This window comes from Pseudomonas sp. LBUM920, assembly GCF_003852315.1.
In the GTDB taxonomy this organism is placed as follows: Bacteria; Pseudomonadota; Gammaproteobacteria; order Pseudomonadales; family Pseudomonadaceae; genus Aquipseudomonas.
On record NZ_CP027762.1, the window covers coordinates 4,132,318 to 4,146,469 of the forward strand.

The window sequence follows — 14,152 nt, forward strand, 5'->3', positions numbered from 1 at the left end:
GGGCTGGCTGACCCTGCGCAGTCGCGAGCCAGCCCGCTGCCAGATGGGTTAGGGTTGTCAGTTGGACTGGCTTTTCAGCTCCGCGATCGAGATTTCGCGCATGCGAAATTTCTGGATCTTGCCCGTCACCGTCATCGGAAACTCTTCCACGAATTTGAAATGCTTGGGCGTCTTGAAGTGCGCGATGCGCCCCTTGCACCAGGTTTGCAGCTCCAGCTCGTTGGCCAGATGGCCCGGATGGAACTTGACCCAGGCGACGATCTCTTCACCGTAACGCTCATCCGGGATGCCAATGACTTGCACATCTGCCACCGCCGGGTGGGTGAAGAAAAACTCTTCGAGCTCGCGCGGGTACACGTTTTCGCCACCGCGAATGATCATGTCCTTGTTGCGCCCGGCGATACACACGTAACCGTGTTCATCCATGGTCGCCAGGTCGCCGGTGTGCATCCAGCCCGCGTCATCGATGGCGTCACGGGTGCCATCGGGGTTGTTCCAGTAGCCGAGCATGACGCTGTAGCCGCGCGTGCACAGCTCGCCGATTTCACCGCGCGCGACGGTATTGCCAGCGGTGTCGATGATCTTGTTTTCCAGCTGCGGCTGGGTGCGGCCCACAGTCGTGACGCGGCGCTCGAGGTCATCATTGGCACCGGTTTGCAGTGACACCGGGCTGGTTTCAGTCATGCCATAGGCAATCTGCACTTCACCCATGTGCAGTTCGCTGATGACGCGGCGCATCACCTCGATAGGGCATGTGGCCCCGGCCATGATCCCGGTGCGCAAGCTTGTCAGCTCGAATTCGCCGCGGCGAGGGTGATCGAGGATGGCGATGAACATGGTCGGCACGCCGTAGAGGCCGGTGGCGTGCTCTTCGGCGACGGCACTGAGGGTCAGCAGCGGATCAAAGCCGTCATTCGGGTAAATCATCGTGGTGCCGTGGGTGATGCAGCCAAGGTTGCCCATGACCATGCCAAAGCAGTGATACAACGGCACCGGGATCACCAGCCGGTCGTGCGCCGTGAGGCCCAGGCTTTCGCCAACCATGTAACCGTTGTTGAGAATGTTGTGATGGCTGAGGGTGGCGCCCTTGGGAAACCCGGTGGTGCCGGACGTGTACTGAATGTTCACGGCCTGGTCGAAATGCAGGCTGGCCTGGCGGCTGTGCAGCTGTTCGGGCGGGACGCCAGCGCCCAGGGCCGCCAGCTGCGACCAGGGCAAAAAACCCTGGGGTGGGTTGGGATCGAGGCTGATCATGGCGCCCAGGTTGGGGCTCAGTGCCTGCAACATGGCGTGGTAATCGGAGCCTTTGAATGACCCGGCGCACACCAGCCATTGGCAACCGGACTGGTTGAGCACGTACTCCAGCTCACTGCTGCGGTAGGCCGGGTTGATGTTGACCAGGATCACGCCAAGCTTGGCGCTGGCAATCTGGGTGATGCACCACTCTGCACAATTGGGCGCCCAGATGCCCAGGCGGTCGCCGGCTTGCATGCCCAGGGCCAGGAACGCACGGGCGTGCAAATCAACCGCCTCGGCCAGTTGCCGCCAGGTGTAGCGGCGTTGCTGATGGCGCACCACCAACGCTTCACCCTCGGGGTAGCGCGAGACCGTGTTATCGAAGGCCTGGCCTATGGTCATGGCCAGCAACGCCTTGTCCTGAGCGCCACGGCTGTAGCTCTGATTCGGTTGATCCATAACGACCCCTTTTGTCTTTTTTGTAAGGTGGACGGCGGCTGCTTGACGTAAACGTAAACTACGATTGACAGCCTCGCAACGCAAGCTTACGTTAACGTAAAGGTGAGCGCCCTCCCCGGCGCTTAACCACACAACAACAAAGCTCACATTAAGGTGCCTGTCCATGAGTTACCCGTCCCTGAACTTCGCCCTCGGCGAAACCATCGACATGCTGCGCGACCAGGTGCAGTCCTTCGTGGCCAAGGAAATCGCGCCCCGCGCGGCTCAAATCGACAGTGACAACCTGTTCCCCGCCGATATGTGGCGCAAGTTCGGTGACATGGGCCTGCTCGGCATTACGGTGCCGGAAGAGTACGGCGGCGCCGGCCTGGGCTACCTGGCCCACGTGGTAGCCATTGAAGAAATCAGCCGAGGCTCGGCGTCAGTCGGGCTGTCCTACGGCGCTCACTCGAACCTGTGCGTCAACCAGATCAACCGTAACGGCAGCCACGAACAGAAGCTCAAATACCTGCCGAAGCTGATCAGCGGCGAACATATCGGCGCCCTCGCCATGAGCGAGCCGAACGCCGGCTCCGACGTGGTCTCGATGAAACTGCGCGCCGAAAAACGCGGCGACCACTATGTGCTCAACGGCAGCAAGACCTGGATCACCAACGGCCCCGACGCCAACACCTTCGTGATCTACGCCAAGACCGACGTGGAAAAAGGCCCTCACGGCATCACTGCATTTATCGTCGAGCGCGACTGGAAAGGCTTCAGCCGCAGCAACAAGTTCGACAAGCTCGGCATGCGCGGCTCCAACACCTGCGAGCTGTTTTTCGATGACGTGCAAGTGCCCGAAGAAAACATCCTCGGTGCACTCAATGGCGGCGTGAAAGTGCTGATGAGCGGCCTGGACTACGAACGCGTGGTGCTGGCGGGCGGCCCGATCGGCATCATGCAGGCGTGCATGGACCTGATCGTGCCGTACATCCACGACCGTAAGCAGTTCGGCCAGAGCATCGGCGAATTCCAGCTGATCCAAGGCAAGGTCGCCGACATGTACACCCAGCTCAATGCCGGGCGCGCCTACCTCTACGCGGTGGCGCAGGCGTGCGAGCGCGGTGAGACCACGCGCAAGGATGCCGCCGGGGTCATCCTGTTCAGCTCCGAGCGCGCCACACAAATGGCCTTGGACGCCATTCAGATTCTGGGCGGTAACGGTTACATCAACGAATTCCCCGCCGGGCGCCTGCTGCGTGACGCCAAGCTGTACGAAATCGGCGCCGGCACCAGTGAGATTCGCCGGATGCTGATCGGCCGCGAACTCTTCAACGAAACCCGCTGAAGGAGCGCCCATGGCCACCTTGCACACCCAACTCAACCCGCGTTCGGCAGAATTTGCCGACAACAGCGCAGCCATGCGCCTACAGGTCGACGCCCTGCACAGCCTGCTCGCCCACGTGCAGCAAGGCGGTGGCGCCAAGGCTCAGGAGCGGCACACGTCGCGCGGCAAACTGCTGCCCCGTGAGCGGATCAATCGTTTGCTCGACCCGGGCTCGCCATTCCTTGAACTGAGCCAACTGGCGGCCCATCAGGTGTACGGCGAAGACGTGCCAGCGGCCGGGGTGATTGCCGGGATCGGCCGTGTAGAAGGCGTCGAATGCATGATCGTCGCCAACGACGCCACGGTAAAAGGCGGCTCCTACTACCCGCTCACGGTAAAAAAACACCTGCGCGCGCAGACCATCGCCGAGCAGAACCGCCTGCCGTGCATTTACCTGGTGGACTCCGGTGGCGCCAACCTGCCGCGTCAGGATGAGGTCTTCCCGGATCGCGAGCACTTCGGGCGGATCTTCTTCAACCAGGCAAACATGAGCGCCCAGGGCATCCCGCAGATTGCGGTGGTGATGGGCTCGTGCACCGCGGGCGGTGCCTACGTGCCGGCCATGGCCGACGAAGCCATCATGGTGCGTCAGCAGGCGACCATCTTCCTCGCCGGCCCGCCGCTGGTGAAAGCGGCGACCGGCGAAGTGGTCAGCGCTGAAGACCTGGGTGGCGCCGACGTGCACTGCAAGATCTCCGGTGTGGCCGACCACTATGCCGACAGCGATGAACACGCGCTGGCCCTGGCCCGGCGCAGTGTGGCCAACCTCAACTGGCGTAAACAGGGCCAGTTGCTGCAACGCCCGCCGGTGGCGCCGCTGTACAGCAGCGAAGAGCTTTACGGCGTGATCCCGGCCGATGCCAAGCAGCCGTTTGATGTGCGCGAAGTGATTGCGCGGCTGGTCGACGGCTCGGTGTTCGATGAATTCAAGGCACTGTTTGGCACCACGCTGGTGTGTGGCTTTGCCCACCTGCATGGCTACCCGATTGCGATTTTGGCCAATAACGGGATTCTGTTCGCCGAAGCCGCGCAAAAAGGCGCGCACTTTATCGAACTGGCGTGCCAGCGCGGGATTCCGCTGCTGTTTTTGCAGAACATTACCGGCTTCATGGTCGGCCAGAAATACGAAGCCGGCGGCATCGCCAAGCACGGCGCCAAGCTGGTCACCGCGGTGGCCTGTGCCAAGGTGCCCAAATTCACGGTGATCATCGGCGGCAGCTTTGGTGCCGGTAACTACGGTATGTGCGGCCGGGCTTACGACCCGCGCTTTTTGTGGATGTGGCCCAATGCACGCATCGGCGTGATGGGTGCCGAACAGGCGGCCGGCGTGCTGGTGCAGGTCAAGCGTGAACAAGCCGAACGCGCCGGCGCAGACTTCAGCGCCGAAGAGGAAGCTGCGATCAAGCAGCCGATCCTCGACCAGTATGAAACCCAGGGCCATCCCTATTACTCCAGCGCGCGCTTGTGGGATGACGGCGTCATCGACCCGCTGCAGACCCGCGACGTGCTGGCCCTGGCCTTGTCCGCTTCGCTGAACGCCCCCATCGAGCCGAGCCGCTTCGGCGTGTTCCGCATGTAAATGGAGCTGTACCCCATGAGCGATTTCAACACCCTCGAACTGATCACCGACCGCCGTGGTTTTGCCACGCTGTGGCTCAGCCGCGAAGCCAAGAACAACGCGTTCAACGCCGAAATGATCCGCGAACTGATCATCGCGCTCGACCAGGTGCAGGGCGATTCGTCGCTGCGCTTCGTGGTGCTGCGCGGGCGCGGCAAGCACTTCAGTGCCGGTGCCGACCTGGCGTGGATGCAGCAATCGGCCGAGTTGGACTACCACACCAACCTGGACGACGCCCGCGAGCTGGCGGAGTTGATGTACAACCTGGCCAAGCTGAAAATCCCGACCCTGGCCGTTGTGCAGGGCGCGGCCTATGGCGGCGCGCTGGGCTTGATCAGTTGCTGCGACATGGCGATCGGCGCCGATGACGCGCAGTTCTGCCTGTCGGAGGCGCGCATCGGCCTGGCTCCGGCGGTGATCAGCCCGTTCGTGGTGCAGGCTATCGGCGAACGTGCGGCGCGGCGTTATGCCCTGACCGCTGAGCGTTTTGGCGGCCAGCGAGCACGCGACATTGGCCTGTTGGCAGAAAGTTACCCCGCCGGTGAGCTGGATCAGCACGTCGAACACTGGATCGCCAACCTGCTGCTCAACAGCCCTGCGGCGATGCGCGCCAGCAAGGACTTGTTGCGCGAAGTGGGCAACGGCGCCGTCACCCCGGCGTTGCGCCGCTATTGCGAAAACGCCATCGCGCGGATTCGCGTCAGCGCCGAGGGCCAGGAAGGCTTGCGCGCCTTCCTGCAAAAACGCCCGCCCAGCTGGCAAGCACAGGAGCCGCGTTCATGAGCCCACTGACAACTGTGCTGGTGGCCAACCGCGGCGAAATTGCCTGCCGAGTGATGCGCACCGCCAAGGCCATGGGCCTGACCACCGTGGCGGTACACAGCGCCATCGACCGTGATGCGCGCCACAGCCGCGAGGCAGACATCCGTGTCGACCTGGGTGGCAGCAAGGCCACCGACAGTTACCTGCAAATCGACAAGCTGATTGCCGCCGCCCAAGCCAGCGGCGCCCAGGCGATCCATCCCGGGTATGGGTTTCTATCGGAAAACGCCGGTTTTGCTCGCGCGATTGAAGCGGCCGGGTTGATCTTCCTCGGCCCGCCCGCCTCGGCCATCGATGCAATGGGCAGCAAATCGGCCGCCAAGGCGCTGATGGAAAAAGCCGGCGTGCCGCTGGTGCCGGGTTACCACGGTGAAGCTCAGGACCTGGACACCTTCCGCGCGGCCTGCGAGCGCATCGGCTATCCGGTGCTGCTCAAGGCCACTGCGGGGGGCGGCGGCAAGGGCATGAAGGTGGTCGAGGACGTCAGCCAACTGGCCGAGGCCCTGGCTTCCGCACAGCGTGAGGCACTGTCGTCGTTTGGCAACGGGCAGATGCTGGTGGAGAAATACCTGATCAAGCCGCGTCATGTGGAAATCCAGGTCTTTGCCGACCAGCATGGTCACTGTTTGTTCCTCAATGAGCGCGACTGCTCGATTCAGCGTCGCCATCAAAAGGTCGTGGAAGAAGCGCCGGCGCCGGGCCTGAGCGTTGCGCAGCGCAAAGCCATGGGCGAAGCCGCCGTGCGCGCGGCCCAGGCCATCGGTTATGTGGGCGCGGGCACGGTGGAGTTTTTGCTCGACGCGCGTGGCGAGTTTTTCTTCATGGAAATGAACACGCGGCTGCAGGTGGAACATCCGGTGACCGAGGCGATTACCGGCCTCGATTTGGTGGCCTGGCAGATCCGTGTCGCCCAGGGCGAGCCGCTGCCGATCACCCAGGACCAGGTGCCCTTGATCGGGCACGCGATTGAAGTGCGCTTGTATGCCGAAGACCCGGCCAATGATTTTCTACCGGCCACCGGGCACCTCGCGCTGTACCGCGAAAGCGCACCCGGCCCGGGCCGTCGCGTGGACAGCGGGGTAGAACAAGGCGACAGCGTTTCGCCGTTCTACGACCCGATGCTGGGCAAACTGATTGCCTGGGGCGAAGACCGTGAACAGGCGCGCCTGCGTTTGTTGAGCATGCTTGATGAGTTCGCGGTGGGTGGGCTCAAGACCAACCTGGGCTTTTTGCGGCGCATCATCGGCCATCCGGCGTTTGCGGCGGCTGAATTGGATACCGGGTTTATTCCGCGCTACCAGGCTGAGTTGTTGCCAGTGCCGGGCGAATTCAGCGACGAATTCTGGCAGGCCGCAGGCTCAGCGCTTATGCAGAGTCTGCCGCCAGGTGATGGGCCGTGGGCGGACACGCGGGGTTTTCGCGCGGGGCTGCCTGCCGAGGTCTCGCTGCATTTGAGCAGCGGCGCGCAGGATCGACGGGTGACATTGGGTGGAGGCGCTGCGCAGCTTTGTGGCGAGCAGTTGTGGCTTGAGCACAACGGCGTACGCCGTGCCCATCTGACGGTGCGCGGCGAAGGTTGCGTGTACCTGCGCTGGGACGGCGAGATGCATGCAGTGAGCCTGTTCGACCCGATTGCAGCGGTCGAGGCCAACCAATCTCATCAGGGTGGGCTCACGGCGCCGATGAACGGCAGCATCGTGCGGGTGTTGGTGGAAGTCGGCCAGGCCGTCGAAGCCGGTACACAATTGGTGGTACTGGAAGCGATGAAGATGGAGCACAGCATTCGCGCGCCGCACGCCGGCGTGGTCAAGGCGCTGTTTTGCCAGGAAGGTGAGATGGTTGCCGAAGGCAGTGCCCTGGTGGCGCTGGAAACAGCGGACTAAAACTTCGCCGTGGCTTGCACGACAACGCCGAGGATTCGGCAGTCATCGGTAAACAGCTGCTTGGGATAAGTGGGATTGAGCGGCACCAGGTAGCGCTGGCCGCTTTCTTCCATTAACTGGCGAAAGGTCGCCTGGGGGCTGTCAGCCCATTGGGCGACCACCAGTTTGCCGGGTTCGGCATCAATGGCCGGGTCCACCAGAATCAACATGCCTGCGCCAATACTCAAACCACTGGGGGCAGTCATCGCATCTCCCGTCACAGGCAGCCAGTAGACTTCGCCCCGGGCGTGGTAATCGGTCAGCTCAAAACGCGCGGCGCCGTAGGCCGGGCGCTCCTCGCGTATTTCGCAGACGCCCTTCCAGTCGCTGACCGGGTAGCGAAAATACGGGTTGTAGTGTTTTTCCAGGGTCGGCGCCTGATCGGCTTTCGGCCGAATTTCGAGCGCAACCTCCAGATACTCCAACCCTAACTCGGCAAGTACCCGGTTCATGTCCGCCAGGCTTGGCACGCGACGCTTGTTGAGCCAATGGCCCACGCCACCCTGGGACATGCCCAGGCGTTCAGCCAGTTCATCCTGCGTGACCTTGCGGTCTTTCATGTTGGCTTTGACCAACGCTATCCAGTTATCCATGGGCGGTGACAATACGTTGTGCAAAGGCCACGACAATAAACAGTTTGTAGTAATCCATCAAATGACATAAATACGATTCGTATTAGTATCGGGCGCAGGTTTTCGACATTCACTCAGAGTAGCTACCCTCATGACGACCCGCCCGTATCAACTGCCCGGCACCGCTGAAACCGAACAACTGTCGGGGCTGCGCACCAGCGGCGCGGCTCAGCGCGCATTGGATCATTACTTGAAAGACGATGTGTCGGCACCGCTCCCGGATGAGTGTTTCTTCGACATCAAGCCCAACGTCAGCCACGAGGACGCGCTGGTGCATGCTTCGGAGCTGTTACGCAGCGCGGCAGCGGCGGCCTATGAACTGGCGAGCAGCCGTCAGGGCAACCAGCGGGACCTGGCGTTTTCAGTGGTGTATTTGATTGATATGGCGAAGGTGATGGTGGAGCGGAAGCTGCAGTCGCCGGTGGCTCAGGCAAGCGTATAACAGACACAACGAAAAAATATTTCTATCCCGCGGATAAAAACATTTGACTTGCAAATGATAATGATTATTATTGGGCTCAGCTGATCGCGAGATCAGTCGATAGACCAAGGGACCTTAGGTCGGACTCTTGGAATATCTCCTCATCAGGCTAATCACGGTTTTTGACCCGGCTCTTTGGCCGGGTCTTTTTTTTGCCAGTTTCCCTGGCATGGCTTCAGGCTAATGAAGACTGTGTGTTGCTTGATGGCGCGCATGGTAGCAAAAGACCATCGTCAAAAGAAAGCCGAACGAGCGCTCTAGCCCCGATCTTTCCGAAATAGCGCTTGAGAATCAATCTCATAGATTCTAAGCTGCTGCTGCGTCAAGGATGACGCCCCCTCCTCCGTGCAAAAATATTGCATCAAGATTTTGCCTGACTCCTGTGTAAGATATCCGCCACAACACTCATATTCAGGCAATCAGACTATGACCGTGGCCTTGACCTCCATCAAGATCAGCACCGACTTCGACAGTGGCAACATCCAGGTTCTGGATGCGAGTGATGCCTATCAGTTATTGCTGGCGATCAAACCCGACACCCGCAGCGCACACTTCCAGTGGTTCCACTTCAAGGCCGAAGGCATGCACGTGGGCCACACCCACACCTTCCGCCTGAGTAACGCGAGTCAGTCTTCTTACAAAAATGCCTGGAGCGGCTATAACGCCGTGGCGTCCTACGACCATATCAACTGGTTTCGCGTCCCCACGCGCTTCGATGGCGAAACATTGCACATCAGCCTGGAAACCCGCGAAAAACAAGCCTGGATCGCCTACTTCGAACCCTACAGCCGCGAGCGTCACGACGCCTTGATCGAGCAGGCCATGACCCGCGCGGGCACCCAGTTACTCGCCACCGGTAAAAGTGCTGAAGGCCGAGATATCCAACTGCTGCGCCGCGGCAAGGGTGGCGAGGGCCAGCGCAAGGTCTGGATCATCGCCCAGCAGCACCCCGGCGAGCACATGGCCGAATGGTTCATGGAAGGCGTCATTGAACGCCTGCAACAGGACGGTGACGCCGAGCTGAAAAAACTGCTGTCCGTCGCTGACCTGTACCTGATCCCCAACATGAACCCCGACGGCGCCTTCCACGGCCACTTGCGCACCAATGCCATGGGCCAGGACCTCAACCGTGCCTGGCAGAGCGCCAGTCAGGAAATCAGCCCTGAAGTGCTGTTCGCCCAGCAGCAGATGGAAAAATACGGCGTCGATCTGTTTCTCGATATTCACGGCGACGAAGAAATCCCCTACGTGTTCACCGCCGGCTGCGAAGGCAACCCGGGCTACACGCCTCGCCTCGAAGCGCTGGAAAAACACTTCCGCAGCCACTTGAGCGCGCTGACTCGCGACTTCCAAACCACCCACGGTTACACCCGCGACCTGCCGGGCGAGGCCAACATGACGCTGGCCTGCAATGCCGTCGGAGAGAAATTCGACTGTCTGTCGCTGACCCTGGAGATGCCCTTCAAGGACAACGACGATGCGCCCAACCCGAAAACCGGTTGGTCAGGTGAGCGCTCCAAACAGCTGGGCAAGGACGTCTTGAGCACGGTTGCCGATATCGTCACGGCACTGCGCTAAACCGTCCCGCCCCCGGCATCAGTCCTTGGTGCCGGTCATGCTTTGCAGCACGCCGTCACGGCGAATCAACCCGTGAAACAGCGCCGCCGCCAGGTGCAACAGCACCGTCAGAAACAGCAGATACGCCAGATACCCATGGGCCTTGCGCAACACCGCAAACAACGGCGCATTCGCCCCCACCAACGCCGGCAACTGCACTGAACTGCTGAGCATTACCGGGTCACCGGCCGCCGAAATCATCGCCCAGCCCAGCAGCGGCAACACCAGCATCAACGCGTACAACAGCACATGAGAGGCCTTGGCGGCCAACCTTTGCCACAGCGGCAAATCATCAGGCAGCGGCGGTTGCCGAGTGGAAAAACGCACCACCAGCCGCACGATCACCAGTGCCAGAATCGCAATCCCCAATGGCTTATGCAGGTGGATCAGCCACTCATGGCGCTCCGACACCGACGCCGCCATGCCCGCACCGATAAACAACATAGCGATGACCATCAGCGCCATCAGCCAATGCAGCACGCGCGCCAGCGGCGCGAAATAGCGTGGTTGAACATTCATGGCTTCGACTCCTGAGGGGCGCTGTGCAGCGGGCTGACTTCACCGGCGCGACGCACGTACGAGCTGGCGTAGGCTGCCGAACGCGCCGCCAGCAGCGGGTCGTCGGAGGCCTGGATACCACTGGGCAAAATCAGCGGATCAAAGTTGATATCGCGGCAATCGCCGTCCGCTTGCGGCTGGCTGCTCTGCAGTACCAGCGTGCCGGCGTTGAGCACCTTGTGTTCGCCGGTCCAGGTTTTGCTCGCATCGTCCAGCGGGTCACCAGGGTTGGCCAGGGTCATGTTCAGCTGCCAACGCAGCGGGCCGGACGCCAGGCGCTGCACCAGGTCTTTTTCAAGAAAGTCACTGCCCGACGGTGCGGTATCGCCCGCTGCATCCTGGCTCTGCGGCACAACGCCCCAACGCACTGCCTGGCGTTTGCCGTCAGCGCTGACCAGATAAAACGCATTGATGCCGTTGTAGGTCTCTGTCGCATAGCTGGCCGACGGCTTGGCCGTCTTGACCCACGCCAGGAACGGCGCAGTCTCCGGGTGCGCGGCAAAAAACGCCGGCATGCCCGCCGGGTTCGGCTTGCCGGTGGCCGGGTCTGGCGCGCCCGCCTTGAGCATCTGGTAAAAGGCTTCAGGCGTGCCCACCGGAAACACCGGCATGCTGTTCATCCCGGTGCGCCATTGCTGGCCGTTGGCTTGGCTCAATTGCAAGGCAAAACTGCGGATCGGCACACTGCTGTCCGGCGCGTAAGGGTTGCCACTGGGCAAGGCAAATCGGCCGATCACCGGCGTTCTCGCTTCGCTGAACACCTGGGCACTGGAATACGCCCGCGCCTCGGGGCTGCTCTCGAAGTAACCCGCCACACACACGCCCTTGGCATGGTTGCGGCGAAAACCAGGGTGCAGGCCGTTATTAGTTTCCAGGGCATTAACCAGGGTTTTGGGGCGCAGGCGCTGTGGGTCGAGGGTGCCGTTGACGTAGGCAAACGCCCCGGCAACAACGGCAACCACGGCACCGATACCGGCGAGCCGTGCGATCAGGCTCGCGGTACTCAACGGAGGACGGGGCGGTGATGAGTGATCTACCATGAAGTGACTCCAGGGCCAGAGGCCTAAGCGGTGAAACATAAGGTCGGAGCATTAAGACGAACGCCGATCCGCTCTATTCCCACGCCCTGTGTTTATTTTTCAGGCTTGGGAATAACCTTCAACGTCAGACGTCTCTCTAGTCCCAGCGTAGCGACCAGCCAGATTCCCATGCATGAACTCGACGAACAGTTACGTGAACTGATCCCCAGGATGCGGCGCTTTGCCGTGTCCCTGACCCGTAACACCAGCAGCGCCGACGACCTGGTGCAGTCGACCCTGGAACGCGCAATCACCCGATGGGCCGACAAACGCATCGAAGGCGACTTGCGCGCGTGGCTGTTCTCGATTCTTTACCGGCAATTCCTCGACGCCCACCGCCGCAGCCGGCGTTACGCGCGCATGCTCGACTTCTTCACCGGCCGTGACGACGCGCAACCTTCGGTGGAGCGCACGGTGATGGCCCAATCGGCCTTGCAGGCTTTTGACCAACTCAACACCGAACAGCGCGCCCTGTTGCTCTGGGTGTCGGTCGAAGGCTTAAGCTACAAGGAGGTTGCCGTCATCCTCGAGGTGCCCGTCGGCACCGTCATGTCGCGCTTGTCCCGGGCGCGCCAGGCCCTGCGCCAACTCAGTGATGGCGAAATTGCCAGCCCTTCCCTGCGGATACTCAAATGATCAGCCTGCCCCCCAGCGAACGCGATTTGCACGCCTACGTCGATCACCAACTGCTGGAGAGCGATCGCCGCGTGCTTGAAACCTACTTGGCGACCCACCCCGACGTCGCTGCCCAGGTGCATGCCTGGCAACAGGATGCGCAAGCACTGCGCGCGTCATTGAGCGGGGCCTTGCAACAACCGACCAACCCCGCGCTGGACCCGGCGCTGATTCGCCAACGCATCAAACACCAATCGCGTCGCCACTTCGCCACGGCTGCCGTGTTGTTGATCGCCGTCAGCCTGGGCGGTTTTGGCGGCTGGCACGCCCGCGAAGCGACCCAGCCTGCCCTGTTGCCGATGGCCGACGCCATGCAAGCGTTCCGCCTGTTTGCTCAGGACGGCATCATGCCCGCCGACTACAACGCCCAGGACGGCGGCTCGATGCAGGCCTGGCTGGATCGCTACTTCAACCAGGCGCACCGCCTGCCGGACTTGAGCCAGGCAGGTTTCAAGCCGGTCAGCGGGCGCTTGCTCACCACTGAGCAGGGCGCTGCCGCGATGGTGCTGTACGAAGACCCGCAGGGCCGGCGCATCAGCTTCTACATCCGCCCGCCTGGCCCGGAAAACGGCTTTCTGCCCCGCGGCAGCCGCAGCGCCGATGGTTTGCAGGCCGAGTACTGGTCCGGCAGCGGCTACAACTACGCAATGGTCAGCCCGGTGGATCAGCCGACCACGCAGATGATGAAGTTCTAAAAGCCCACGTCCAGCACCACGTTGTCCAGATAGGTGCCGCCCGGCGGCGTGGTCTGGTCGGTGTAGACCTTGGCGTTGTAGTTGAACACCTGGCTGCCGGTGCCCAGGCCGTTGCCAGGGTTGACCTCGGCCGTTGAACTGGCCCGACGCGCCGTGCCCACGCTGCCCCAGCGGGTCGTGCTGGCACTCTTGAAGATGTCGTAAGCAAGGAAGTTACCGGCGGACACCATCTGCCGGCGGCCACCCACACTCACCGGGTTCTGCCCGTCACTGAGGCCCACGGTGTAGGCGCTGCCCTTGGTGCAGGCAACGCTGGCCTGCCCGTTGACGGTGGCAAATGCACTGACCACCGGCGCGCTGCCAAAGGCGATGGCGGGCGTAGTGATCTGGCAGTCATTGACCACGGTCATGCTCACATTCAGCGTGGTCGTGCCGTTGTTGATCTCGCGGCCCGCGCAAATCCCACCAATGCCAATGCCCGAACAGTAATTCCAGTTCCAGAAGATACTCAGGCTTTCGGTGTACACACCTGCCGCCACGTTACTGCCGACGGTGGTGGCGAAATACAGCGGCACAATTTTGGTACCCGGCCCGAACACCAGGCCAAGGGAGGCGGCAATGCCACCACTGCCGCCAAAATCGAACGCGGTGCCGCGCGTTATTGGGAATGCGGTGGTGTTGTTGGCGTAGATCGTATAGCTGATGACATCCCCGGTCGGCCCGACCAGGCCGCCTTGCGAGGAGCCGGTGACGGTCGCATAGAAATGGTCATTGGAGGTCAAGACTGACAGCAGCGCCGGCGTGCAGCTCAACCCAGCGTTGGTGGTCGAGCTCGGCTGGGAGGTGGTGCGCACGGTCATAGAACTCACCGTGGTGCCGAAACTGGCCGGCACAGTGGCGCCCACCGTGCACACCGCCTGCACCTGCACCGACACGCCCAGGCTCGCCAACAGCAATAACCGCAACAGCCAATCCTTGACCTGCACACGCAC

The 14,152-nt window shown here is 61.9% G+C and carries 13 protein-coding genes; 8 read left to right on the top strand and 5 right to left on the bottom strand.

Going from position 1 to position 14,152, the window contains the following annotated elements; genetic code table 11:
* Positions 1 to 57: 57 nt before the first annotated feature.
* Positions 58 to 1,695 carry an AMP-binding protein gene (locus tag C4J83_RS19090; protein ID WP_124417918.1) on the bottom strand — a complete coding sequence of 546 codons (1,638 nt, stop codon included), beginning with the start codon at positions 1,693 to 1,695 and terminating at the stop codon, positions 58 to 60.
* Positions 1,696 to 1,858: 163 nt separating this feature from the next.
* Between C4J83_RS19090 and C4J83_RS19095 the strand changes: the two genes are divergently transcribed.
* Genes C4J83_RS19095 through C4J83_RS19110 form a run of 4 tightly spaced genes read left to right on the top strand, consistent with a single transcriptional unit; the run spans position 1,859 to position 7,384 of the window.
* A complete protein-coding gene (locus tag C4J83_RS19095) occupies positions 1,859 to 3,022 on the top strand; it encodes an isovaleryl-CoA dehydrogenase (RefSeq protein WP_106578812.1) in 1,164 nt (387 codons plus the stop codon).
* Positions 3,023 to 3,032: 10 nt separating this feature from the next.
* Positions 3,033 to 4,640: a carboxyl transferase domain-containing protein gene (locus tag C4J83_RS19100; protein WP_106578813.1), complete on the top strand. Its 1,608-nt coding sequence runs from the start codon at positions 3,033 to 3,035 to the stop codon at positions 4,638 to 4,640.
* Positions 4,641 to 4,655: 15 nt separating this feature from the next.
* Complete coding sequence (locus tag C4J83_RS19105) at positions 4,656 to 5,462, top strand: gamma-carboxygeranoyl-CoA hydratase (RefSeq protein ID WP_124417919.1); 807 nt, start codon at positions 4,656 to 4,658, stop codon at positions 5,460 to 5,462.
* Complete coding sequence (locus C4J83_RS19110; RefSeq protein WP_124417920.1) at positions 5,459 to 7,384, top strand: acetyl/propionyl/methylcrotonyl-CoA carboxylase subunit alpha; 1,926 nt, start codon at positions 5,459 to 5,461, stop codon at positions 7,382 to 7,384. Before C4J83_RS19105 ends, C4J83_RS19110 begins: the two co-directional genes overlap by 4 nt.
* Here the strand turns inward: C4J83_RS19110 and C4J83_RS19115 are convergent.
* A complete protein-coding gene (locus C4J83_RS19115; protein WP_124417921.1) occupies positions 7,381 to 8,016 on the bottom strand; it encodes a LexA family protein in 636 nt (211 codons plus the stop codon). The genes C4J83_RS19110 and C4J83_RS19115 overlap by 4 nt on opposite strands.
* Positions 8,017 to 8,146: 130 nt before the next feature.
* Here C4J83_RS19115 and C4J83_RS19120 point away from each other — a divergent pair, with 130 nt between their 5' ends.
* Together C4J83_RS19120 and C4J83_RS19125 are read left to right on the top strand one after the other, a co-directional pair.
* Entirely contained in the window at positions 8,147 to 8,497 is a 351-nt protein-coding gene (locus tag C4J83_RS19120) for a DUF6124 family protein (RefSeq protein WP_124417922.1), read from the top strand.
* Positions 8,498 to 8,962: 465 nt separating this feature from the next.
* Complete coding sequence (locus tag C4J83_RS19125; protein ID WP_106578818.1) at positions 8,963 to 10,114, top strand: M14 family metallopeptidase; 1,152 nt, start codon at positions 8,963 to 8,965, stop codon at positions 10,112 to 10,114.
* Positions 10,115 to 10,132: 18 nt separating this feature from the next.
* Here the strand turns inward: C4J83_RS19125 and C4J83_RS19130 are convergent, their stop codons facing one another.
* Both C4J83_RS19130 and C4J83_RS19135 read right to left on the bottom strand, forming a co-directional pair.
* On the bottom strand, positions 10,133 to 10,672 hold the full coding sequence (locus tag C4J83_RS19130) for a cytochrome b (protein ID WP_106578819.1): 540 nt from the start codon (positions 10,670 to 10,672) through the stop codon (positions 10,133 to 10,135).
* Positions 10,669 to 11,751 carry a catalase family peroxidase gene (locus C4J83_RS19135; RefSeq protein ID WP_106578820.1) on the bottom strand — a complete coding sequence of 361 codons (1,083 nt, stop codon included), beginning with the start codon at positions 11,749 to 11,751 and terminating at the stop codon, positions 10,669 to 10,671. The genes C4J83_RS19130 and C4J83_RS19135 overlap by 4 nt, the downstream gene beginning before the upstream one ends.
* Positions 11,752 to 11,919: 168 nt before the next feature.
* Here C4J83_RS19135 and C4J83_RS19140 point away from each other — a divergent pair, with 168 nt between their 5' ends.
* Both C4J83_RS19140 and C4J83_RS19145 read left to right on the top strand, forming a co-directional pair.
* Positions 11,920 to 12,426 (top strand): sigma-70 family RNA polymerase sigma factor, encoded by a 507-nt coding sequence (locus C4J83_RS19140; protein ID WP_106578821.1) that lies wholly within the window; start codon positions 11,920 to 11,922, stop codon positions 12,424 to 12,426.
* Positions 12,423 to 13,160, top strand: coding sequence for an anti-sigma factor family protein (locus C4J83_RS19145; protein WP_119739808.1), 738 nt, complete (start codon positions 12,423 to 12,425; stop codon positions 13,158 to 13,160). The genes C4J83_RS19140 and C4J83_RS19145 overlap by 4 nt, the downstream gene beginning before the upstream one ends.
* On the opposite strand, the gene C4J83_RS19150 is transcribed toward C4J83_RS19145, so the two are convergent.
* A complete protein-coding gene (locus tag C4J83_RS19150; RefSeq protein ID WP_372239280.1) occupies positions 13,157 to 14,146 on the bottom strand; it encodes a Csu type fimbrial protein in 990 nt (329 codons plus the stop codon). The genes C4J83_RS19145 and C4J83_RS19150 overlap by 4 nt on opposite strands.
* Between the last annotated feature and the right edge of the window lie 6 nt (positions 14,147 to 14,152).

What these genes read in the sequence shown, in the direction of transcription:
- C4J83_RS19090 (WP_124417918.1), bottom strand. Translation starts at nt 1,695, where the DNA reads ATGGATCAACCGAATCAGAGCTACAGCCGTGGCGCTCAGGACAAGGCG.
- C4J83_RS19095 (WP_106578812.1), top strand. Translation starts at nt 1,859, where the DNA reads ATGAGTTACCCGTCCCTGAACTTCGCCCTCGGCGAAACCATCGACATG.
- C4J83_RS19100 (WP_106578813.1), top strand. Translation starts at nt 3,033, where the DNA reads ATGGCCACCTTGCACACCCAACTCAACCCGCGTTCGGCAGAATTTGCC.
- C4J83_RS19105 (WP_124417919.1), top strand. Translation starts at nt 4,656, where the DNA reads ATGAGCGATTTCAACACCCTCGAACTGATCACCGACCGCCGTGGTTTT.
- C4J83_RS19110 (WP_124417920.1), top strand. Translation starts at nt 5,459, where the DNA reads ATGAGCCCACTGACAACTGTGCTGGTGGCCAACCGCGGCGAAATTGCC.
- C4J83_RS19115 (WP_124417921.1), bottom strand. Translation starts at nt 8,016, where the DNA reads ATGGATAACTGGATAGCGTTGGTCAAAGCCAACATGAAAGACCGCAAG.
- C4J83_RS19120 (WP_124417922.1), top strand. Translation starts at nt 8,147, where the DNA reads ATGACGACCCGCCCGTATCAACTGCCCGGCACCGCTGAAACCGAACAA.
- C4J83_RS19125 (WP_106578818.1), top strand. Translation starts at nt 8,963, where the DNA reads ATGACCGTGGCCTTGACCTCCATCAAGATCAGCACCGACTTCGACAGT.
- C4J83_RS19130 (WP_106578819.1), bottom strand. Translation starts at nt 10,672, where the DNA reads ATGAATGTTCAACCACGCTATTTCGCGCCGCTGGCGCGCGTGCTGCAT.
- C4J83_RS19135 (WP_106578820.1), bottom strand. Translation starts at nt 11,751, where the DNA reads ATGGTAGATCACTCATCACCGCCCCGTCCTCCGTTGAGTACCGCGAGC.
- C4J83_RS19140 (WP_106578821.1), top strand. Translation starts at nt 11,920, where the DNA reads ATGCATGAACTCGACGAACAGTTACGTGAACTGATCCCCAGGATGCGG.
- C4J83_RS19145 (WP_119739808.1), top strand. Translation starts at nt 12,423, where the DNA reads ATGATCAGCCTGCCCCCCAGCGAACGCGATTTGCACGCCTACGTCGAT.